We start from the raw sequence: 22004 nt of genomic DNA, 5'->3' as shown, positions 1-22004 counted from the left end.
TTCCAACTCAAGTCAACTGCGGCAGGGATTACCTCTTTCACGGTCTTTACCTCTGCTGCCTTGGCGGAAATCATTCGTGGGGGGCTTAACTCTATCGACCATGGCCAAACGGAAGCTGGCTTGTCTCAAGGATTTAACAACAAACAAATCTTTATTTACATCATCTTCCCACAAGCTATTCGTAAGATGTTGCCATCTATCATTTCTCAATTCGTAACAGTTATCAAGGATACTTCTTTCCTTTACTCTGTTATCGCCTTACAAGAATTGTTTGGTAAGAGTCAGATTTTGATGGGTGGGTACTACGAACCTAGTCAAATCTTTACCTTATACGGTATTGTGGCTTTAGCTTATTTCGTGGTTAACTTTGCCATTTCTAGCTACTCTCGCTACCTCTCTAAACAATGGGAGCAAGCTAGTGAATAAAACAAAAACTCACCTGCCGGTGGGTTTTTGTTTTTCTGGATACTAAAAACGACTCCAATCGGAGTCGTTTGTTTCGTTAATTCACCGTTACTTTGCCTGAATAATAATCTAGGGTAATTCCCTGCTGGACATTTGGAACGAAGACATTGAACTCAAGCGAGCCATCTGCTGACTTGGCTTCAAGATGTGATCCTGATGGAATCAGGTTATCTCCTTCATAAATGAGTGTAACGCGATAACGGACACGTTTGTTTTTATCCTGAGCTTTTCGTACCAGACTTTCATAATAGTTTTGGCCCGTGGAAGTTTCGCTATTAGCTTGGTTAGCCCAAGCAGTTTGAACGGCAATATTTTCTGGATTTGAAGTCGAGGCATCAAATCCTTTAAGACCACCTACAAGTGCATAGCCCAACAAATGACCTCGGTCTACAGCATGGCTATACTCTCCCGAAAGATTGTGAACTTGATGCCATCCAGCTGGTGTCCAAGATGTTGAGCCATTCCCTGTTTCTTGACGATTTTTGTACTGTCTGGTCGCTTTACTTAACAAGGCATTCGCAACTGTAGGAACCGTTTGTCCTTGAACCGTTTTAACTTGGTTATTAGCATAGGGTTGGCTAGATACCTTAGCATTAAGATTGGTTTTATTACCGTTAACAATATAGGCACCAGCACCATTCCATTCTATGGCGTTTCCTAGTTGACTCTTGACGGAGCTAGTCATCACCGTCTCAGCGAGCTGCTCTTGTGGCGTAGACTGACCACTTGTTGAGCCGTTTGATTTGACGGAGTTATTGGGTTTTCCCGAGACTAGACTAGCTACCTGCTTGATTGGATTGTTAGGTGAGAGCTTATTACTCGTTCCAATGTAACCTAAAACTGCAATCAAAACCGCTATTAGTAACGAGACTAGCTGACGTTTCTGTTTATTTGTTAAAGATGTCTTTCTTTTTGCCATTGTTCTCTTTCTTTTATATGAATGTCATGACTAAAGGAGCGGGATTACTTCCCACTCCCTTTTATTTTCCTGTAAATTTAGCAACAATTGCCTGCCAAGTTTCTGGTTTTAAGATGCTTATCGGATCCTTGCCCTCTCCTAAAACAGCATAGCCTATCATCAAACCGATAGCTAGAAAAGCAAGACCAATCACACACACACTTAAAACAAGTAATAATTGACGAAAAACATAGCCTTTACCAGTTTCCATACTAAGCCTCACTTACACGTGAAATATTTGCTCCTAGTTTAGCTAGTTTCTCATGGAATTGATAGTAACCACGATCCAAGTGTGTCAATTTACCAACAGTCGTTGTTCCTTCAGCTACCATTCCTGTAAGAATAAGTGCTGCCGAAGCTCGAAGGTCAGTAGACATAACTTGAGCACCTTGAAGTGGCAAACCACCGTGAATCATAGCCGTATCACGAAGGATTTCTGAATGAAGTCCCATACGACGCATTTCTTCCAAGTGTTGGAAGCGATTCTCAAAAACAGTTTCAATCATGGTTGATTCACCGTTTACCACTGCCATAAGTGCTGTAAATTGAGCCTGCATGTCAGTTGGGAAACCTGGGTGAGGTAGAGTTTTAACGGTTACTGGTTTCAATTGAGAAACATCAGATTTAACACGAATGCCGCCTTCTTCTTCCTTAACATCGACACCCATTTCCAATAATTTTGAAATCAAAGGACGGTTATGTTCCCAGATAGCATCTTTGATGAGGACATCTCCAGAAGTCATAGCCGCTGCTACCATAAAGGTACCTGCTTCAATACGGTCCTGAACAACTGCATGTTTAGTACCATGGAGAGCTTTAACACCTTTAATCACGAGCGTTTCAGTTCCAGCACCTTTGACGTCTGCTCCCATCTCGTTAAGAAGGAGGGCCAAGTCAACAATTTCTGGTTCACGCGCAGCATTTTCAATGGTTGTAACACCATCAGCCAAAGTTGCTGCCATCATAAGGTTTTGAGTGGCACCAACAGATGGGAAGTCCATATAAATGGTTGCACCTTTAAGGTTTTCTGCTGTCGCAGTAATGTCACCACCAACTTGGGTAATTTTAGCACCCATTGCTTCTAAACCTTTGAGGTGGAGGTCGATTGGACGACTACCAATCGTACAACCGCCAGGCATTGAAACCTTAGCGTGACCATTACGAGCAAGAATAGGTCCAAGAACTACAATTGACGCACGCATCTTGCTAACATACTCGTATGGTGCTTGATCGAGAATTTCTCCACTAGCATCAACGACAACGGTATTGTTTTCTTCGTCAAAGTCTACAGCAATATCTAAACCACGAACAACATTATTCATCGTGTAAACATCTGACAAGATTGGAACATTAGTTAAGGTTGTTTGACCTTCCGAGGCCAAGATAGTCGCCGCCAACAAGGGAAGGACAGCGTTTTTAGCACCTTCAATGACAACCTCACCACTTAATCGAGTGTTGCCACCCTGCACAATAATTTTATCCATAAGGATTCCTTTCAAGGGTCATTTTCATCTTTTTGTATTATATCAAAAGTCTTTTAAAATCACTAATTTAAGAAATCGAGCTAGCCATATTCTGTCCAAAAGCTAAAACCGACAGAACAAAGGAGCTGATAAGATAGCCTAAGGCAATACTGATAAAGAGCAAAAAGAGTTTCAATTTTCCAGTATTTTCAATTGGATTTTTGATAATCTTCGCCCAATCAAAGAGGCTAATCAGCATTTGGTAGCTCAATCCTATAAATACAAGGTGACTCGCCAAAGTGACGAATTGATTAATAATAGTCATAATTTCATTATACCATAGAAAGCTAAGCTAAAACATAAAAAGAGGGTGAGACAGTTCTAAATCTGTAATCATTTAGTGACTGCTTCCACTCCTCTTCTCTTTATTTTTGAAGCTACTAGATTAGGGATAGTTTAAAATAATCTAGTGCTTATCTTACACTCTCTAGGAACTGATAATTTGAGTTATGCTACTTAGTCTTCATAACCGTTTGGGTTAGTCGTTTGCCAACGCCAAGAATCTCTAACCATTTCTTTCAAGGTCTTCTTAGCTTCCCAGCCAAGGACTTCTTTGGCCTTTTCAGGAGAGGCATAGCAAGTAGCAATATCACCAGCACGACGTCCTTGAATACGGTATGGGATAGCAACTTTGTTTTCAGCTTCGAAAGTCTTAACGAGATCCAAAACGCTATAACCATGTCCAGTACCCAAGTTGAAAATCTCAGCACCTTTATGACTCAAATTATATTTGACAGCAGCCAAGTGACCTGAGGCCAAGTCAAGAACGTGAATGTAGTCACGCACACCTGTACCATCTGGAGTTGGATAATCATCTCCAAAGACGTTAAGCTCAGGCAGTTTACCGATAGCTACTTGGGTAATATATGGCATAAGGTTGTTTGGAATACCGTTTGGCAATTCCCCAATCAAACCACTTTCATGAGCACCGATAGGATTGAAATAACGAAGATTTGTGACAGACCATGACGGATCTGATGCAGCTACGTCTGTAAGAATTTGTTCCATCATCAACTTAGTATAACCGTATGGGTTAATCGCTGACGTTGGCATATCTTCGGTCATTGGAGAAGGGTTATTGGTACCGTAAACTGTTGCACTTGAACTGAAGACGATGTTTTTAACATCATATTCCTTCATTTTTTCAAGGAGAGTAATGGTACCACTGATGTTGTTCTTATAATATTTCAAAGGTTTTTGAACAGATTCACCCACTGCCTTAAAGGCCGCAAAGTGAATAACTAGCTCAATATCTTCATTTGTGAAAACCTTATCCAAAAAATCAGTATCTAAAATTGAGCCTTGATAAAATGGAAATTTTTTACCTGTAATCTTTTCCAAACGTTCAAGTACTGCTGGTGAACTATTTGAAAAGTCGTCAACTAAGACCACATCGAAACCTGCATTAAGGAGTTCAACGGTTGTGTGGCTACCAATATAGCCAGCTCCTCCTGTAATTAAAATAGACATTTATTTTTCCTTTCTTACTTGCCAGTGCCTTTTTGCTCCTTTTGAATCGTTGCTAATTTAGGCATGACTTCTCCTTCAAAACCTTTCATGGCAAAATGAACCGAAGGCTCTTGTGTCATTGGAGATAGAATTCCTAGCTTCACTTGATAGTTCTGATCTTTGGAATAGGCGAAACTTGCCTTAAGTTCAGTTGTTTGATCTGGAAGCAATTCAGACAAACGACAATCAAGTTGTTGTGCTTGAAGAACCTTGCCATTAGCATTACACAAGTATAATACCACAGGCCAATCCCCATATAAAGGGGCAACCCCAGAATTTTCCAAATTAAGGGTAATATCAACCTTGCTCTCTCCTTTAGAAATTGCCAAACCTGACACCCAGAGGCGATAGCCCATGTTCTTCAAAAGCTCCTTATAAGCAGCATGTCCGTCACCGATATCTTCAGCAACCTTTGGACCCAAGAAGGTCAAATGAGCAGCCTTAGCTTCTTCAGTTAACTCATCTAAGTTATTACCTAGTAAGCTAGACATAGACTGCGAACTTGTCAATTCACCACCGATAGGAGCCTTTTCCCAAGCCTTAGGCATAGCTTTCAAGGCGGCTTGCTCTTGGGTTTGATCGTATGAGCCACCATTTTGAATCCAATTTAACCAGGTTTTAGTTGCTGATTTGTCTCCAAAGACATCATTGTAGATTCCAAAATCACCTTCCAAACCTGTATCAAAAGGTCTTCTCATAAGAATCTTCGCTTTAGGAAAGGCTGGTTGAAACGGTGCGATGTAATCCTTACGAACTTCTTTTCGTGGTAATTGGCGAATGCCAGCATCTGAGTGAACATGCCACTCGCCCCAGTGTCCTAAGCCACCAAGTTCGATGTAGGCGATAAAATCATCATTGCCCCAACGCTGTCCCATAGCAGTCACAGCTTCTTTATAGTATTTTCTAAGCAGTTTATTTTGGTAATTTGGTGAAAATCCCTTACCGTAGGATGTGTTATAAGCATCCCCAAGGTCAGAAATTTCATTTCCTAACCAGTCAGGAATATCCTTATGACTTGATTTGCCAGGGTAATCTAGCAAGAAACGTAAGACGACCTGCTTGCCTTCTTTCTTCCATCGTTTGAACTGGTTACTTTCTTCAATCGTTTCCCAGTTATAATGGCCCTTTTTAGGTTCCAATTCTTTCCATGTGATATCAACATAGACAAGATGAACATCTTCAGAAACTGTTTTTTCTTCCGCTGAAGGGACATAACCCATGAGCGGATTACCAAAGCTCTTGTCTGAAAGCGTATATTCAAACTTGGTACCTGTATTTCTGGTATTCAAATACACAAAAATGGCATAAAGACCACTCGTAATGATGATTAGACAGATGACGAGCCAAAGTTTCTTCTTTCGACTACTCCAACTCTTCTTCTCACGTTTACTAGCCATGGTATTCGCCGTTGTATTGGATCAGCGTAAGGTCTTTGACACCTTCGATAGATTTAATGTTTTCAACGAAGGTAAGGTCGTTATTTTTCACAAAGACTTCAATAGCCATCTCAACACTGTCTTTTCGCATAGTTTCAGACTTGATAAAGTGTTTGATGCGACCAAGTTCTTGAATAACTTTGTCACCTGTGTGCTCACCATCATAGTGAACCACAGCGATATACACCTTACCAGTCTCTTGCAAGCGGCTAAAGACAATAAGCATCAGTAGGATAACAAGGGACGTTACAACGGCTAGGACATACATACCTGCCCCTACCGTAATCCCTGAAGTAATTGCCCAGAACAGATAGAGCAAGTCCATAGGATCCTTAACAGCGGTACGGTAACGGACGATAGAGAGGGCACCGACCATACCAAGTGAGATAACGATATTTGAACTGATTGCCAGTGTTACCATTGACGTAAGCAAGGTCATACCGACCAAGGTCATGGCAAAACTGCGTGAATAAATAACGCCTGTAAAGAAATGCTGGTAAACCTTATAGATAAAGGCTCCAATCAACAAGGCAAGTAGCAAGACGATAACAATACGAAACGGCGACTGCGTCGCATAGTTATCAGACTGCAAGATTGATTTTTTTATAAAATCTTGAACACTCATAAATTCCCCTTCTTATACTAAATTCTTTCAAACTTAGCACTTTTCCTATTTATATATTCCCATCTTCCCAGTATTCAAAACCATTTAGATACTGAGATTTTTCATAAGCCAATACGTACTTAGAGACAGCCATCATGTCTGCTTTCCCTGGCAAGACACTCTGGACAATCTTTGGCAGATACTCTGTATATTTAACTTCGAAAACCATCTTTTCTGGATCAATGACTGGAATTGTTGGTAAGTCTGGATCAAAAATATCAAAACTTCCAACCGCTACTCTGACATTTTGGTCAAAGGTTAAGCGAACTGTTCCAAAGTCATAGACCCAAGGCTCTCGCTCATAGTCAACGATGGTCCGTGGACGCATCATGTTACTAATGCATTCATAGTAAAATTCCTGACAGAGAGGATATGGACTTTTTAAGAGAAAGTCATAGTCCCCATCAATAATTTTATAAAATTCTTCAACGGTTAGAGGTGCATCCTCTTTCAAAATGTAGGTATCTACCTTTTTCTTACGCTCTAGTTTGATACTATTGGTCCCGAAATTATAGATACGAATCCGATATTTTTTACGAACTAGAATACCTGCGTCTTTTTCAGCATAGGCACTATTCCAATAGTCGTCAAAGTAAAGACTCCGAATGGTATAACCACCATTTGTCGCATGCTTATCCAATTGAATCAAATGTTTAAAACGCTCAGTCAGCAGAGCCTTTTCTGGTTCACCAATGACATATTTCAACTCATGGCGAAAGGGCTTCTCTTTAGTCTTCATAACCATCTACCCCAATTTTTCCATCTTCAAGGACAAAGAAGCTCATGATACCAAATTGTTTAGAGTTATCACTATTGACATAGTAGTCAAAGGCACGTTGTGATTGTCCTGCTTCGTTAGTTGCAGTCACACGCACAAAATATTGTCCCTTAGGCAAGGTATCTGTTTCAGCACTGAGAGTTTTGAGACCAGATTTTTCAAAGACCTTGTCTTTAAATTCATAGTCTTTAGCTAACTCAACTGTGTAAGTCAACTTGCTGTTATTGAAGTCGTAAGAGGCACCCCAACTTAATTTCAATTTGTTATTGGCCACTTCCGGCTTATTGATAAAGAATGGTTGTGGTTTTTCAAGACTTGTTTTGTAAATCTTGTAGTTGTTCTCTAACTCATTTGGCAAATCTGCCAAAATCTTGTCGTAATTATCAGGTGTTGTCTTAGCATGCATTTGGTCAGGCATCTTAGCTAGATAAGGTTTAATGACTGCTGCGTATTCATTACTCATTGAAGAAATCTTGTCACCAGTAATTGTCTTACGCAGCTCATCCATCTTCTCATCTAGTCCCTTGCGGAACTCTTTTGATTTGAGCAACCGTTGGAAAAGTTGGTTACCCCAATAGTTGCTGACACCGACTTCCCAGCTATTGGCTTGGTCGCTGTCCTTACTTACCAAACGACGTTCATTCTTCATCAAGATACTATCGTTATCCCAAGGAATGATGTACCATTTGGTTGAGTTTTGTGGGCTATAGAGATACATGTTACGACTCTGTGTATCATCATTACCAAGCAACATCTGGAAGGCCATCCAATATTGGATATTCTCAGGATCTACATACTTGTCCATGATGGTTTCAATCTTCACTGATGGATCATTGAGCTTGGTTAGAAAATCAATAAGTTTGGTGTGATCATGGCTACCTTTGATTTCCAAAAGTTTTTCGAATTTATCCTTATCGAATTTAGGATCATCTTCTTTAACAATCGTATCTTCATAGCGGAAGAATTCGAAGAAGTTTGGTTTATAAAGGTTGGCATTTTCATCTAGACCATGATCTTTCAGATAGTTTTTGTTAATCTGTTCGACTTGCGTGTAGAGACCATAATCTTCAAATTTACCTGAAGGATTGTCAGAGGTTTCATCTTTTACGTAGAGGTGAACAAAACTCGTTCTAGCACCCATGAGTTGTGGAATCTCTTCCATTAGATCATAGGACAACTTATTTCTAAAGCGAAGGGCTTCAGTCTGGTGTTTGTTAAGGTTAATCGTACGTTGACCGTTCCACTCACCCTTGTTCTTTTTAATCTTGATTTTGTAGTTCTTTTGGGCGTTCTTACTTGAACTTTCCCCACGAATCTGAACACTAGCATTTGGCACGTCTTGGTCATAACCTAACTCACCAGAGACGGGACCGTCCTCGTTACCAACTTGAAGGAGCCCTGCTACTTGATATCGTTTAACATGCATTTTCTGATAATCTTCAACGGAATATTGATTGACCTCAGACCATGAGTGATTTTGATTTTCTGTAGCATCTCCTCGACGTACTGTCAGGTACATGGTCGTTACCTTTGTATGATCCTTATCATAGAGGCTCTTCTTATCTCTTAAGTGTACATTAGAGATATCAGTGGCCGCTTGTTTATCTACTTTTTTAGTTGTCACACCGTTTTTTGTCTGTTCCTTGGTTCCACATGCTGTAAAACCAAAGACCGTACAGAGCAACAAAACCGCTGCTAAACTCTTTTTCCTATTCATTTCCCCCACCTCTTTTGTATGTTTTCTAAACGCTCAGTCCATTTTTCAAAATAGCCCACGTCTTTCTTAGATACCATGGCTTGGCTTCCTAAGAAATGATACTGAAGATCACTTGTGTATTTGTCGATTTCCTGACCACTTTCAATAAAAAGAACAAGAGAAGAAATCAAGAAGGCGTAGCCTAGGAAGGCTGAGTCCAAGAACTGAGAACCAAAACTCAAAACTACTGTCAGAATAGCAAAGTGTTTGGCAAGTTTCTTAGCTCCCTTATAATCTGCAAAATACATCAAAAGCAAGATATTTACATTACCAACAGCATAGAGTCCATAAGCCAGACATAGCGTTAAAAAGTACCCATGCATTTGATTGTTAAAACCAATTGGTAAGTAAGTCAAGGCCACGCTTCCGAAGAACATAATGAAAATTGTCGCTAGCAATTGTTTCCAAAAAACATATTTGAGTTCGTTACTCATGACATCCAGCATTTGAGTTTCAGCTTCCTGGATATCCGAAAGACTTCCCTCTTCATTGTATAGGTTAAAATAACGTCGGAAATGCGGATAGAAGGAAACCTCGACAGACATAACGAAATTAAGTGTTGATACCAAAGTCGTTAAGTAGGCTAGCATGGCTGGCACATCGTAGACTGGAGCTGTACGGAAGAAGCCGTCAAAACTCTTACTAATTGGCCCAAACCAGTTAATAATAATATGAGCAAAGAGGGCCACCAACATGTAAAGTCCAGTCTTGGCAAGATCAGAGAATTGATCAAACCATTTCAAAAACTCAAAGGACATTTTAAGATTAGATGGGAAATAGTCATGGATAAGACGAACCATCCAAAACATCATTCCACCGTATCCCAAACAAACACTTAGGAAGATACCATACTTTTGATGTAGTAAAATACTAAGTAACCCAGAGACAATCGTCACACCAATCGCTAAAAAGAAACCTTTGATAATTTCTTTATAGGATTTAATCGCCGTCAAGTAGGTAATGACATTCCAAACGAGACAAAGCTCACCAAAGAGCAAAACTCCCATAGCCACTTCTGCTAAGCTTCGACTAGCCAAGGCTAGATAGATCGCATAAAGTGGTGTCCCAATCAAAAGCATCAAGGCACTCGACGCATAAAATGAAGGGATGATAGTCTCAAATTTTTTCTCGTAGAGCATGTCCGCAACAAAGCGAGTTACCACCAGAGAAAAGAGACTGGTAATCACGAGTGAAAAGATAATAGCGTAAGTTAAGTTTGAAAGAATATAATCACGCTCATTTTCACTGATTCCCGCGACCATTGTCAGAACAACGACACCAGCTGTAAGTAAAATCCCTAAAAGCATAGGACCGGTATAAACAATTCCAGCATATGCGTAGGCCTTTTGTTTTGAAAAAAGGCTATCCTCGTTGTAAATTTTACGTAATTCAAATCCAATACCGGCCATTAAACAGCCACCTCCTCATATAAGCGTCGATACTGACCGATCATTTGCGGATATTGATATATCGCCTCAACACGCTTACGCGCAATTTCACCCATTTCAAGACGTCTAGCATCATTAATCGCCATCTTCTTCATAGCTTCTGCAAGAGGCCCTGTACAAGTAGGTGGCGCACAAAATCCTGCAATCCCTAGATTGTCATCCTCACGACCTTCTAGCAATTCTCGACAACATCCGACATCTGTCGTCACGCAAGGACGGCTAGCCGCCATTGATTCCAAAACAGAAAGTGGCAAACCTTCAGAAAGACTGGTCAAAAGCGTAAAATCAATTTTCTTCATATATTCTCGAATATTAACACGACCAGTGAATAGGAGACGATCTCCCAAGTCCATCTTATCGGCCAAGCTAAAACACTCATCCGCATATTCTTGGTCATCTATGCCACCCATGATATGCAAACGAACGTTTGGTACTTGCTGAGCTAGTTCGTAGAAAGAATACAACATGGTTTTGATGTCCTTAATTGGAGCCAAACGAACCACGGCTCCGATATCAATCCAACCATCCGGTTCTTTCAAAGGAATTTGAGAAAACGCATCGTAGTCAATCCCGTTTGAAATAACCTGACATTTCTCTGGATCACAACCCATCTCAATCTGAATTTCCTTGGCCTTAGTAAAGAGGCTGGTAATTTTTTCAGCATTTTGATAAATCGCATCAGACAACATATAGAAGAACCTTACCCACTGTTGGCGCATTGTAGGTAAAACCCACTTGGCACGAAGCAACTCTTCCTCACGTTCACGCGTATAAATCCCGTGTTCAGTTAAGAAGAGAGGTTTGTCATAGGTCAAACTGCCCAAAGTTGCAAGAATACCACCATAACCTGTAGAGATTGAGTGGTAAACATCTGCTTCAGGAGGTGGACAAGATAAAATATTTAAAAGTGGAAACAGCATAGAACGGATTGTGTGAAAAACATCTGAAAAAGATAGCTGCGTGTAGCGCTCACTACAGAGATCTTTCAAGACCTGAAAAAAGGCCTCACTACTCAAGAGATCGTTAGGAACGACCTTACCATCCTGTAAAAGTTTAAACAAGACTTTCCAATCAGGTTGTTGACAAAAAACCATATCTTTAAGCGCTTGTTTTTCCTCATCTGTAAACTGATGTGGCTTTATGTCTTCTTCTTTATCTGGCACAACATAGTCCAAAAAGACTTCGTGTACTTCTACGACATTTTCAGGAAGTTCATAAACAAACTTTCCCTTTTGCTCATGCGTTGCCCCCACAACCCAAAGAACAAATTCATGCTCTTTCATTTCTGTAATATATTGATGCATCCAAGTAGAGACACCACCGTGAACATACGGATAGGACCCTTCAAGAATTAAACATATCTTCATCGGCATTTTCCCCTATTTTGCCTTATTTTAATGTGATGGTGACTGACTTATTCGTAGCCTCCAATAGGTAAAGATCACCCGTTAAATGCGTAACCTTACCATTTTTTACCTTCTTAACCTCGTTTTGATTTAAACGAACCATAAGGTAAGCATGATCATGAAAATTCTCAAGATCAATTTTTAGGGCGTCTTTGGTATATTTTTGAGAAACTTTCAAAATACCGTAACGCTGAACAGCACCTGCTAATTCTGAACCTGTTAGATTCCTGAGCGAAGGTGACATATTGTGGACCCAACTAACTTCCTTGTCCAAAGCCTTATACATCTTTGCCCAACCCAATTCTGCACCACGATCGACATCAAGAACGTCATCAGGGTGAAGGAAATGGTTATTGACATAGTGCATATTCATTTCAGAAAAGACCGTCATCTGTGAGAAATCGTCCCAAACCGCACCAGAAACTGTACGTGGCTCTTCAATCATTCCATCAGGTGACACTTCAAACTCTTGCGAATAAGTGAAATCTCCTGGGAAATAGTTACTTGAGATAGCCTTGATTTCTGGGAAATCATTAACGATTACCTCTCGCCCTTCTTTTGAAAGGATATTTGATGGTGGAACGTAGACTGATTTTTGCGCTTTAGGAAAGAGTTGGTTGACAAAACGAATCAACTCAGACAGACTGGCCTTCATAGCAGCCTTATCCTTCCAAGTCTTGTAGCTGGCATACTTTTCACCATATTTAACAGATGAAGGACTCAAAGGTTGGTGGTTATAACCATGATATCCAAGCTCACCACCATTAGCCAAAAGTGAATTTCCAAAATACTTGAAACGATCTAAATCGTTTTGTTGAACAATTTTACCATCTGTCTGAGCCTCATAGTTTTCAATGACCACACCTGTATGAACGATACCATACTTTTCATGCAGCTTAAGAAGGTCTGGCCACCAAACATTGGTGTAAAATTCAGACACAGACATGTCGTAGTCACGTTTAACGAAACGACCATCTCCGGCTGGAACAGGTGATGGGAAATCATCTATATAATAGGTAGAGCCATTGATTACTGGATAAACTGTCGCTTCAGTCAAAAGACTATAGGAAGCAGCATAAATACCACGGACATTACGCTCATAGATTCCAAGATTGTCAACGACAAACTTCCCTTTGCCGTATGATTTTTCCCAAATCAACGGTGTATGAGAATCATCTGTTGTTTTAGCATGTACCTTAACATCACTTTCAAGTGAGACTTTTCTGGCTGACTCAAAAGGTTCTTCAATTTTATAATTGCGTCCCCCACCAATCATAAAGTCAGGATCCACGTAGATTTCCTTGACCTCATCCATCTCAAAGTTGGAATAACTCACGCCAAGATTATGATCAATAGCATCCAGATTACTCTCTTTACCCATAGTTACTGCAAAAAGTGTTTGACCACCTTTTTCAGTCCAATCCATGAGTGGCTGCACCTGGTCCTCCATTCGAGAAAGGTCAGTGACAAGAAGGACTACTTTTTTATAATCTGAAAGTGAATAGGACTCGTGTTTAGCCACATCGACTAACTTAGCTCCCATACGCATATCTTTTAAAATTTGCTCGAACTGTTTCCAAGCCCTTTGACTCGTCTCGTTTTCACTATCATAAAGAACCAGTGTATCTTTATCTAAATCCTTGATCACTGAGGCCGTAGATGGTACTTTTCCTGTAAGATAGGCTTCCTTACCTTGAGTTGGGTACCATTCCCCCTTCTTTTGAACAAAGAGTCCGATGGCCAAACACAAAATAAGGCCAACCCCTAGCAAGGTTTCTTTTCGGATAACATTCTTTTTATCTAATTTCATGCCATCACCTCTTTTCCTTGCCAGAAGTTCAAGAGATCTTGCTTGTCCTTAGAAAGAACAACCTGTTTGCCTTGCATCTCACGAATCATGTTTTTAAATTCATCAAACTGACCAGTTTGATAATAATATTCCAAATACAAATAATACACATCATCCGCATTTGATTTAATTGAAAGCTGTGTCAAATGCTTTTGAGCCAAATCATACAAACCAAGAGCTAGTTCATTATGGATAACTCTCACTAAGTCTTTAGCAGTCGTTCCATGACTAAGTTTCTGCAAGAGACGTTCCTCGTACTCCTTACGAAGCAAACCTTCCATTTGTTTACTTAGAAGTTCTTTAGAGAGGTAATCTTCCATAAAATCACAATACTCGGTTAAGAGGTCAAAGTCTGCTTCACCCTTTTCAAAACGTTTCTCAAAGGCACTCAACTTCTCATCGTATTGACTTGAAATCTCAGAAATAAAGGTCGTCGCATAGTGAACAATTTCACTGTCCTCATTTAAGCGAGCCAAGTAGAGCAAATCCATAAAATGAGATGGATCATTATTAGCCAATCCCATCAATTGCTGACGAGCTTCTTTAGCTTTATTCAAATAGAGAGACTCTTCAAGAGGAACGATGTCTTCTTCAACCAATTCCTTAGGTCGTTGGAAATCATCGATATTTCCAAAATCAATGGTCAAATCTTTAATTTTGCCGCCAACTGCTGCTTCTTGACCACGACGGTGTCTACCAGGATTTGGCTTAGAAATCATATGAATCAGACCGGCACCAAAGAAAGGTAAAGCAATTGGGAAAATCAAGTAAAAAATGGTTAAATTTGATCTGCCACTAACAATGGCTTTATAGACAAGTGCTATAGATAGGAAGTAACAAACCGTTAAAATACTAGTAATTAGGACTGGAATCATTGTGCAACCCTCCCTTGATGACTAGCTTGCTCAAGAAGTTCTGCCTTTTCAATGAAAGAACGACTCATTTTTGAAAGAACCTCAAGCTCGTTTAACACTTTAGTAGACATAGCTTCAAAAGGAACAGCCTCTACCCAAATGATAAAGGTACCCTCTGCCTTGGTCTTAACTTCCATGGCATAAGCTGGACGATTCTCAAGCAATGATTTATTAGCCCAGACACGTCCTTGACCGAAGGCATCTCCAACTTCTTTAAAATCTGTCAAAGATACTTGCTTCTTATCGTTATCTCCCAAAAGGAGCTCATATTGGAAAGGACCACCACCATAAAGTGAAACTGGAGCATTCAAAATCTCTGAAACCAAATCAATCGTCTGTCTAAGAACCTTCTCAACACTAGCATGATCCAAAGTCACAAAGTAAGAATAGGCTTTTCCAAGACCATCTTGACTTGCCAACAAGGCATTTTTCAGGTCTTTATTTTCATTAAGTAATGTATGGTAGGATTGATTAAGGATAAGATAGTCTTCCTTAACTGTTTCCAATTGTTTGTCTAGTTGTAGCTTGTCATCTTTTTTCTTCATTTCTACAAATCCACAAACCACAGCAATAAAGATATAGGCAATAAAGGCCACCCAACGATCCGTATTATATAGAAGCAATTGCCAGCTAGTTCCAGACAAAATTTGACTAATTGTCAAACCAATAATTGCAAGGACTGCTGAGAACAAGCCATAACCCATGCCCAAAACTGTACTAATCAAGACAACAAAGAGCAAACGTAGGTCGATCAATTGGAACTGTAACTGACCTTGAGTCATATATCTAAAGGCTTCAAAGACTAAGAAGGTCGCAACAACAGCAGCAAGTTTCTTATTTCTCTTTTGCTTAACGATATTATCTACGATATTGCGGAACTTAGAAACACGCAAAGACCCTTTTCGCTGTTTTTGATAGTCTTCGTAAATATCTGGCAAGTCACGCACCAAGGCATAACGCATAAACCAAGCAAATCGATCACGCAAATCATGGTGCTTTTCAGGATCGTTATCATATTTCCTAATTCTTCTTTCCTCTAAGAAATGAACCTGCTTGTTAGGGAAATATTTATCCAAAGCTTGCAAGAGCTCACCAAAAGTCAGTTGGAAAGGATTCGGAATAATAATACTTTCATAGGTGTCATTCCAGCGCTCACATAATTTGTGAAGCAAATCCCCCAAGTCAGATAGACTGATAAAAGTCGCCTGACTTTGTGATGACTCCTTCAACTCCACCTGCTCATGATCATCTAAACGTACAAACAGTTTATAAAGATAATCTTCTTTATTAATGACTGAATAAAGAAAGGGACTATGCAGAACTTTAAGGTTGACCCCAAATTCTCGAGTCCAGGATAATAAGGTATCCTTAGTTGTCGTCTGTAAACTTCGTTTTCCATCCTCAAGGACAGGACCTGTGATATAAAGTAAACGTTTGTTTTTTCTATCTTTAAGACACTCTAATAATCTGATGAGATTTTCAATCTCCCCTGAACTTTCATGTCCGTAATTGAGATATTCCGAAAAATAGATGATTTGATCATAATCATGAAAATCAAAAACATCTTCTAATTGATTGTTCTCATAATGTTTGGTATATACGGTGATTTTATTCTTACGAGAGTTCTTTACACCTGTATGACCAAAAATAAAAACTGCTTGATTAGGAAACGTTTTCAAAATAAAATCGTTTGTTAATCCAGCAGTATTACCAAGTATCAAAATATTCATAAACTTCTCCCCACTTTTAAGAGTGTCCCCTTAACTACACTCTCTACCCATTCTAATCATTAGTCTCAAGTATCTCCCAATAATCTCAAGACCACAATGTAATGCCTTTCTTAAGAAAGCTCTTTGAAAGTTATGGCCTCCTCCCCAATGAGTGAGCACGTAACTCTCAACAAAATCTCTTTCGAAGATTCTTAAAGATTTCAAAAATATAAGAAAGAACAAGATTATTCTAAATAAACATTAACGCAAATTAATATTATTAGAGAATAGATTAAATTGACTAACTAAACATCTTGTTATGTTGATTAGCTTCCCCAAGAAATCACAAACTAACCAGATCACTTTAGATTGTCTAACACCTGTTAAACCTTATTTAAAGGTATTTCTTCTTACTCTATCAATCTAAAATGACTCTAGTTTTATATTTACATCGTCACTCTTATTATAGCAATTTATTCTTATTTTTCAACTCCTTTCAAAGGTTTTCACCAAAAGAATTTATCTATAGCTAGTAGTTTTTATCCTTAAATCACTCAATTCATAGGCTTTACAAGTGTTTGAAGTCAGAAAATTCATATTATTTATTTTCAAAACAAAAAAACAGAATTCAAAAAAATTAAATTCTGTTACTTTGATATTATTAAATTGAAAGTAATATTAAATCTTTTTAAGCTTCTACAGCTGTTTTGAGGGCATCTACCTTGTCCAATTTTTCCCATGGAAGATCGATGTCCGTACGTCCCATGTGACCATAGGCCGCTGTTTGACGATAGATAGGACGTTTAAGATCCAGCATTTGAATGATACCTGCCGGACGCAAGTCAAAGAGATCGCGGACAGCAGCTTCAAGTTTACTTTCAGCAACTGTCGCCGTTCCGAAAGTATCAACACGGACAGACACAGGGTTAGCAACACCGATAGCATAAGCCAATTGTACTTCTGCTTTCTTAGCAAGACCAGCAGCTACGATATTTTTGGCAATATAGCGAGCTGCATATGAAGCTGAACGGTCAACCTTAGTGGCATCTTTACCAGAGAAGGCACCACCACCGTGTCTTGAGTAGCCACCATAAGTATCAACAATGATCTTACGACCAGTCAAACCAGAGTCCCCTTGAGGTCCTCCGATAACAAAACGACCTGTTGGGTTGATAAAGAATTTAGTCTCATCATCCAAGTATTCGGCTGGAATAACTGCCTTAATGACTTTTTCAATAACGTCTTGACGAATTTGGTCGTTAGTCGCTTCAGGATCGTGTTGTGTTGAGATAACAACTGTATCAACGCGTACTGGTTGGTCATTCTCATCATACTCAACGGTAACCTGAGATTTAGCATCTGGACGAAGGTATGAAATCTCACCAGATTTACGCAAATCTGCCAATTTTTTAACCAATTTATGTGAGAGGCTAACTGGAAGTGGCATAAACTCTGGAGTTTCGTCAATAGCAAAACCAAACATCAAACCTTGGTCACCAGCTCCGATAAGATCAAGTGGATCTTGATCACCAGTTCCACGAACTTCAAGTGCTTCATTGACACCTTGAGCAATATCTGGAGATTGTTCAATCAATGATGGGTGAACCCCAACAGATTCTGCCGCAAAGCCGTATTCTGCATTGTTATAACCAATTTCAGCGATAGTATCACGAACCACACGGTTAATGTCCACATAAGCTGTTGTAGAAACTTCACCGAAAACATGGACAGAACCAGTGTAGACAGCTGTTTCTGCTGCAACGTGTGCATCTGGATCCTCTGCTAAAATCGCATCAAGAATGGCATCTGAAATTTGGTCTGCAATTTTATCTGGATGCCCCTCAGATACTGATTCAGACGTGAAAAGTTTACGTTCTGACATATAAAATGTCCCCCTTTTAATATGAAAAATAGTATTAGATAGCACGGATTTAACCGTCTCCTAATAGGTAAAACGCTATGCTCCTGGTAGAGCTAAACGCCGTTAAAAAGTTACAAAGAACCAACAGCCAACTCTAGGATGACTGTTGCCTTATCGGGACTTAATAACTACCGTCCATTATATCATGTTTTTTCAGTCTAGTCATATAGTTATTTATTATCAAGCCTTATCAATAAGTTATAGTGAGCATTTTACCATCTTTTGTATTATACTTAGGATATGAAAACTTATGAACACGTTTATGACATCTTATCGAAGAGTCCTGATTTTGTGACGGGAGAGAGCTTGGCTAAAAGCCTTGGTGTCTCACGGACAGCCATTTGGAAGGCAATTCAAACACTTCAAGAACAAGGAATTGACATTACAAGTGTCCGCAAGAAAGGCTACTATTTAGAAAAGGGAGATATTCTTCTTCCTCAAGACATCTCTAAGCAACTCAACATTCCAGTCTACTTTAATCCAGATTCTAACTCTACCCAACTAGATGCTAAACATGGCATGGAAAAGATTAATCCGACGCCTGCACTATATCTGGCATCAAGTCAAAAGGCAGCCAAAGGACGATTTGAACGTCACTTCTTTGCCAGTCCACAAGGTGGTATCTACATGAGTATCCACTTAAAGCCCAACTGTCATTTTGAGGAGTTACCCCCTTATACGATGATGGTGGCAGCTGCTATTGTCAAAGCTATCCAGCGTCTAACCGGCATCAATACAGAAATCAAATGGGTTAATGACATCTACCTCAACAACAAAAAAATGGCTGGTATCCTTACCGAAGCCATTAGTTCTATCGAATCTGGTCGCATCACAGATGTCATTATCGGGATTGGGCTTAACTTCTCAATCACTGATTTCCCTGAAGAGTTAGCTAATAAAGCTACTAGTCTTTTTACTTCTGAAAAACCAAGCATCACTCGAAACCAGCTCATTTCAGAAATTTGGAAACTCTTTTTAACCATTCCTACTAGCGATTTGGTCAAAGTTTATAAAGAAAAGTCCCTCGTTTTAGACAAACAAGTGACCTTTGAACAAGCTGGAAGGACTTATACTGGTATTGCCAAGGAAATTGGCGATAAGGGCCAACTTCTCGTTTTTACTGATGATGGTCAGGAAAAATGGTTGACCGCTGGCGAAGTGAGCCTTACTTCTTGGTAGACTTGTCGGCTGCACGCGCAATGCGTGAAACAACGTAAGTTGTCCAAAGACGACGAAACAGTAAATAACCAAAAAAGGCTGTAAAAAAGTAATAGCCGTGCTGTAAACTGTAATTAAAACAAACCGTTTCAAAAATAGTTTCAAGCGTAATAAACAAAATTTGTTGAATCATAAGATTATTATATCAATAGATAGAGCCTAGGACAAGCAGTCTAGGCTCTTTTCATTTTTACACGGATGGAACAGCTTCAGAAATCTATCAAATTACACTGGACCTTCCTCGCTTTCTTATTTCTAGGCTCGGACCTAAAAAGGTCCACTGGACCTTTTTAGTCCTCTATTTCTACTACATCAGAGAGAAACTCGAGTTCTTGAGGGATATACTCTTCACGATCTTCTTTTTCCAATTCTTCTTTGGATTTGAGACTTCGTGCAAATTCTGTTCGGAGTTTTTCAAATTCTGCTTTTGGAACAGCCATAATATTAGGTGAGAAACCGGCAGCTGAACTCATGATATTACCAAACATATCATTGAGATCACTGCGTTTCATGACCTGCTCAGCATTAAAGGCAGCATTAAAGGCTAGGATGGCATTTTCCTGATTGGCCAGTACAGGTTCGGAGCCATTCAAAAGTGCCCTATTTTGCGGGCTGATAGAATCCAAGATTTCAGGCCAAGTTGCCTTTAGGGCATCCAGACACTGGCGTGATTTCTGAGGATTTTCCATGGTTTCACGCATAATAGTAAGAATCTTTTCACGATCCACCTTGTACTGATAAGCAGGTTTGGCTTTTCGAGTTGGTGCTACTTCTCCTTGGACTTTGCCCTCTTTAAGAGCTTTACGTAGACCTTCTACCTCGCGACGAAGACTATCTAACTCTTCTTGTAAATTCCCTGGGATTTCTTGTGAAACCTGAGTATGAGTCTCTGACAATTTTATAGTCAGCATTTCCGCATAGATTTTAGGATGTGTTCCAGTTTTAATTTCTGGCAAGGCACTTGTAACCAAGTCAATCAATTGGAAAAGTCGGTCTTGCTCCAGAGAAAGATTCTCTTCAAAAAGGGGACTATGGTGACTGTTCTCTCCGCCCGCTTTGACAATCAAAAGATCACGGAAATACTCCAAGAGATCCGTCGCAAAACGGCTCATAGACTTACCATTATCAAAAAGAGTTTCAAGGTTTGATAAAGCTTGCGTAGTCTCTTGATTGCGAACGTTAGCGACAAAACTGTCTAAGGCTGTCAAACCAATAGAACCAGTGATTTCTTCAGCTACAGCTTGACTGACATGATTATCAGGAGACAGACTCAGTGCTTGGTCTAAGATTGACAAAGCATCACGCATACCACCTTCCGCACGACGAGCAATAATGGTCAAAGCCTCATCATCAAAGGTTAATCCTTCTTTTTCCAGAATTGAAGCCAAATGCTCTTTAATAGCTCCCTGCTTGATCGATTTAAACTCAAAACGTTGGACACGAGAAAGGATGGTTGCAGGAATCTTATGTAATTCAGTGGTCGCCAGAATAAAAACAACATTTTCAGTTGGTTCTTCCAAAGTCTTCAAAAGAGCATTGAAGGCACCTGTCGAAAGCATGTGCACTTCGTCGATAATATAGACCTTATAAGTTGCACGACTTGGGGCATAGGTCGATTTGTCACGGATTTCACGAATCTCATCCACACCGTTGTTGGAAGCCGCATCAATCTCGATAACATCTTCGAGACTTCCGTTAGTAATATCACGACAAATATCGCAGTGATTACAAGGCTCACCATCAACTTGATTAGGACAGTTCATAGCCTTGGCAAAGATTTTTGCCGCACTGGTTTTACCGGTACCACGTGGTCCAGAAAAAAGATAGGCATGGCTGATTTTCCCCGACTCTACCGCCTGTCTGAGCGTGGTTGAAATCACTTTTTGACCAACCATTTCGCCAAAGGTTTGACTACGGTATTTACGATATAAGGCTTGATACATTAGTTTACCTCAAACATTCCAAATGTAAGCTCGGTTTTCTCAAGTAAAATTTTGACAAATGCTTCAAGATAATCTTGGTCTACTTGGTTATAGTCTCCTACTTGGTGAGAATCCAAATCGAGAACACCAACTAATTTGCCATCTTTGACCATTGGTACAACAATTTCACTTCGAGCAGCGGAATCACAAGCGATGTAATTAGCGTGTTTGGTGACATCTTCGACAATTAGGGTTCTATTTTCTGCTGCAGACTGACCACAAACACCCTTACCTAAGGCAATTCGAACACAAGAAACATTACCTTGGAAAGGGCCAAGGATTAACTCATTCTTGACATTATCCATCAGGTAGAAGCCTGTGAACACAGAATTTGGCAGGGTTGTATTCAAGAGAGCTGAGGCATTAGAAAAGTTGGCCAGAGCATTGTTTTCATTGGCAAAAAGCACTTTAGCCTGTGCTAGCATTAATTCATAGGCTGATTTTTTTTCTTCGTTAGTCATAACTACC

20 protein-coding genes are annotated in these 22004 nt (G+C 39.7%); 2 read left to right on the top strand and 18 right to left on the bottom strand.

The genetic code is table 11. The features are described 5' to 3' along the window. The coding region (locus HMPREF2979_RS06465) for an amino acid ABC transporter permease (protein ID WP_070655730.1) at positions 1 to 426 on the top strand (426 nt) is incomplete at its 5' end. A gap of 76 nt (positions 427 to 502) precedes the next feature. On the opposite strand, the gene HMPREF2979_RS06460 is transcribed toward HMPREF2979_RS06465, so the two are convergent. The 15 genes from HMPREF2979_RS06460 to metK all read right to left on the bottom strand — a co-directional run bounded on the left by HMPREF2979_RS06460 (position 503) and on the right by metK (position 18297). Then, positions 503 to 1384 (bottom strand): DNA/RNA non-specific endonuclease, encoded by an 882-nt coding sequence (locus HMPREF2979_RS06460; RefSeq protein ID WP_070655728.1) that lies wholly within the window; start codon positions 1382 to 1384, stop codon positions 503 to 505. Positions 1385 to 1445: 61 nt separating this feature from the next. Next, complete coding sequence (locus HMPREF2979_RS06455) at positions 1446 to 1634, bottom strand: DNA-directed RNA polymerase subunit beta (RefSeq protein ID WP_003097027.1); 189 nt, start codon at positions 1632 to 1634, stop codon at positions 1446 to 1448. 1 nt (position 1635) lies between these two features. After that, complete coding sequence (gene murA, locus HMPREF2979_RS06450; protein ID WP_013990685.1) at positions 1636 to 2907, bottom strand: UDP-N-acetylglucosamine 1-carboxyvinyltransferase; 1272 nt, start codon at positions 2905 to 2907, stop codon at positions 1636 to 1638. Between the two features lie 67 nt (positions 2908 to 2974). Then, the gene (locus HMPREF2979_RS06445) at positions 2975 to 3211 is read right to left on the bottom strand and encodes a DUF1146 family protein (protein ID WP_013990686.1); all 237 of its coding nucleotides are present in this window, start codon (positions 3209 to 3211) and stop codon (positions 2975 to 2977) included. A gap of 191 nt (positions 3212 to 3402) precedes the next feature. Then, entirely contained in the window at positions 3403 to 4416 is a 1014-nt protein-coding gene (gene galE, locus HMPREF2979_RS06440) for a UDP-glucose 4-epimerase GalE (protein WP_021144269.1), read from the bottom strand. Positions 4417 to 4430: 14 nt separating this feature from the next. After that, the gene (locus HMPREF2979_RS06435; protein WP_070655726.1) at positions 4431 to 5852 is read right to left on the bottom strand and encodes a DUF4832 domain-containing protein; all 1422 of its coding nucleotides are present in this window, start codon (positions 5850 to 5852) and stop codon (positions 4431 to 4433) included. Then, positions 5845 to 6516, bottom strand: coding sequence for a DUF4956 domain-containing protein (locus HMPREF2979_RS06430; RefSeq protein WP_002883515.1), 672 nt, complete (start codon positions 6514 to 6516; stop codon positions 5845 to 5847). Before HMPREF2979_RS06430 ends, HMPREF2979_RS06435 begins: the two co-directional genes overlap by 8 nt. Positions 6517 to 6565: 49 nt before the next feature. Beyond that, the gene (locus HMPREF2979_RS06425) at positions 6566 to 7294 is read right to left on the bottom strand and encodes a polyphosphate polymerase domain-containing protein (RefSeq protein ID WP_070655732.1); all 729 of its coding nucleotides are present in this window, start codon (positions 7292 to 7294) and stop codon (positions 6566 to 6568) included. Next, positions 7284 to 9050, bottom strand: a complete 1767-nt coding sequence (locus HMPREF2979_RS06420) for a CotH kinase family protein (protein WP_022496456.1) — start codon at positions 9048 to 9050, stop codon at positions 7284 to 7286. Before HMPREF2979_RS06420 ends, HMPREF2979_RS06425 begins: the two co-directional genes overlap by 11 nt. Further along, positions 9047 to 10498 carry an exopolysaccharide Pel transporter PelG gene (gene pelG / locus HMPREF2979_RS06415; RefSeq protein ID WP_070655724.1) on the bottom strand — a complete coding sequence of 484 codons (1452 nt, stop codon included), beginning with the start codon at positions 10496 to 10498 and terminating at the stop codon, positions 9047 to 9049. Before pelG ends, HMPREF2979_RS06420 begins: the two co-directional genes overlap by 4 nt. After that, positions 10498 to 11904: a GT4 family glycosyltransferase PelF gene (pelF, locus tag HMPREF2979_RS06410; RefSeq protein ID WP_014634401.1), complete on the bottom strand. Its 1407-nt coding sequence runs from the start codon at positions 11902 to 11904 to the stop codon at positions 10498 to 10500. Before pelF ends, pelG begins: the two co-directional genes overlap by 1 nt. A gap of 22 nt (positions 11905 to 11926) precedes the next feature. Continuing rightward, a complete protein-coding gene (locus tag HMPREF2979_RS06405) occupies positions 11927 to 13753 on the bottom strand; it encodes a DUF2194 domain-containing protein (RefSeq protein ID WP_070655722.1) in 1827 nt (608 codons plus the stop codon). Further along, positions 13750 to 14667, bottom strand: coding sequence for a hypothetical protein (locus tag HMPREF2979_RS06400; RefSeq protein ID WP_070655720.1), 918 nt, complete (start codon positions 14665 to 14667; stop codon positions 13750 to 13752). Before HMPREF2979_RS06400 ends, HMPREF2979_RS06405 begins: the two co-directional genes overlap by 4 nt. Continuing rightward, the gene (locus HMPREF2979_RS06395) at positions 14664 to 16436 is read right to left on the bottom strand and encodes a DUF4118 domain-containing protein (protein WP_070655718.1); all 1773 of its coding nucleotides are present in this window, start codon (positions 16434 to 16436) and stop codon (positions 14664 to 14666) included. The genes HMPREF2979_RS06400 and HMPREF2979_RS06395 overlap by 4 nt, the downstream gene beginning before the upstream one ends. 667 nt (positions 16437 to 17103) lie before the next feature. Next, positions 17104 to 18297 carry a methionine adenosyltransferase gene (gene metK, locus HMPREF2979_RS06390; RefSeq protein WP_070655716.1) on the bottom strand — a complete coding sequence of 398 codons (1194 nt, stop codon included), beginning with the start codon at positions 18295 to 18297 and terminating at the stop codon, positions 17104 to 17106. 279 nt (positions 18298 to 18576) lie between these two features. Here metK and birA point away from each other — a divergent pair, with 279 nt between their 5' ends. Further along, the gene (gene birA, locus HMPREF2979_RS06385; protein ID WP_021146940.1) at positions 18577 to 19515 is read left to right on the top strand and encodes a bifunctional biotin--[acetyl-CoA-carboxylase] ligase/biotin operon repressor BirA; all 939 of its coding nucleotides are present in this window, start codon (positions 18577 to 18579) and stop codon (positions 19513 to 19515) included. On the opposite strand, the gene HMPREF2979_RS10090 is transcribed toward birA, so the two are convergent. The 3 genes from HMPREF2979_RS10090 to HMPREF2979_RS06375 all read right to left on the bottom strand — a co-directional run bounded on the left by HMPREF2979_RS10090 (position 19502) and on the right by HMPREF2979_RS06375 (position 21997). Continuing rightward, positions 19502 to 19687 (bottom strand): DUF3272 family protein, encoded by a 186-nt coding sequence (locus HMPREF2979_RS10090; RefSeq protein ID WP_002883500.1) that lies wholly within the window; start codon positions 19685 to 19687, stop codon positions 19502 to 19504. The genes birA and HMPREF2979_RS10090 overlap by 14 nt on opposite strands. Positions 19688 to 19844: 157 nt before the next feature. Next, complete coding sequence (gene dnaX, locus HMPREF2979_RS06380; RefSeq protein ID WP_049545619.1) at positions 19845 to 21497, bottom strand: DNA polymerase III subunit gamma/tau; 1653 nt, start codon at positions 21495 to 21497, stop codon at positions 19845 to 19847. Next, positions 21497 to 21997 (bottom strand): GAF domain-containing protein, encoded by a 501-nt coding sequence (locus HMPREF2979_RS06375; RefSeq protein ID WP_282185667.1) that lies wholly within the window; start codon positions 21995 to 21997, stop codon positions 21497 to 21499. The genes dnaX and HMPREF2979_RS06375 overlap by 1 nt, the downstream gene beginning before the upstream one ends. Positions 21998 to 22004: the final 7 nt, after the last annotated feature.

Source organism: Streptococcus sp. HMSC078H12 (genome assembly GCF_001814615.1).
Classification (GTDB): domain Bacteria; phylum Bacillota; class Bacilli; order Lactobacillales; family Streptococcaceae; genus Streptococcus; species Streptococcus salivarius_F.
Note: the sequence above shows the minus strand (reverse complement) of the source record. Positions and strands in the feature narration are given on the sequence as shown.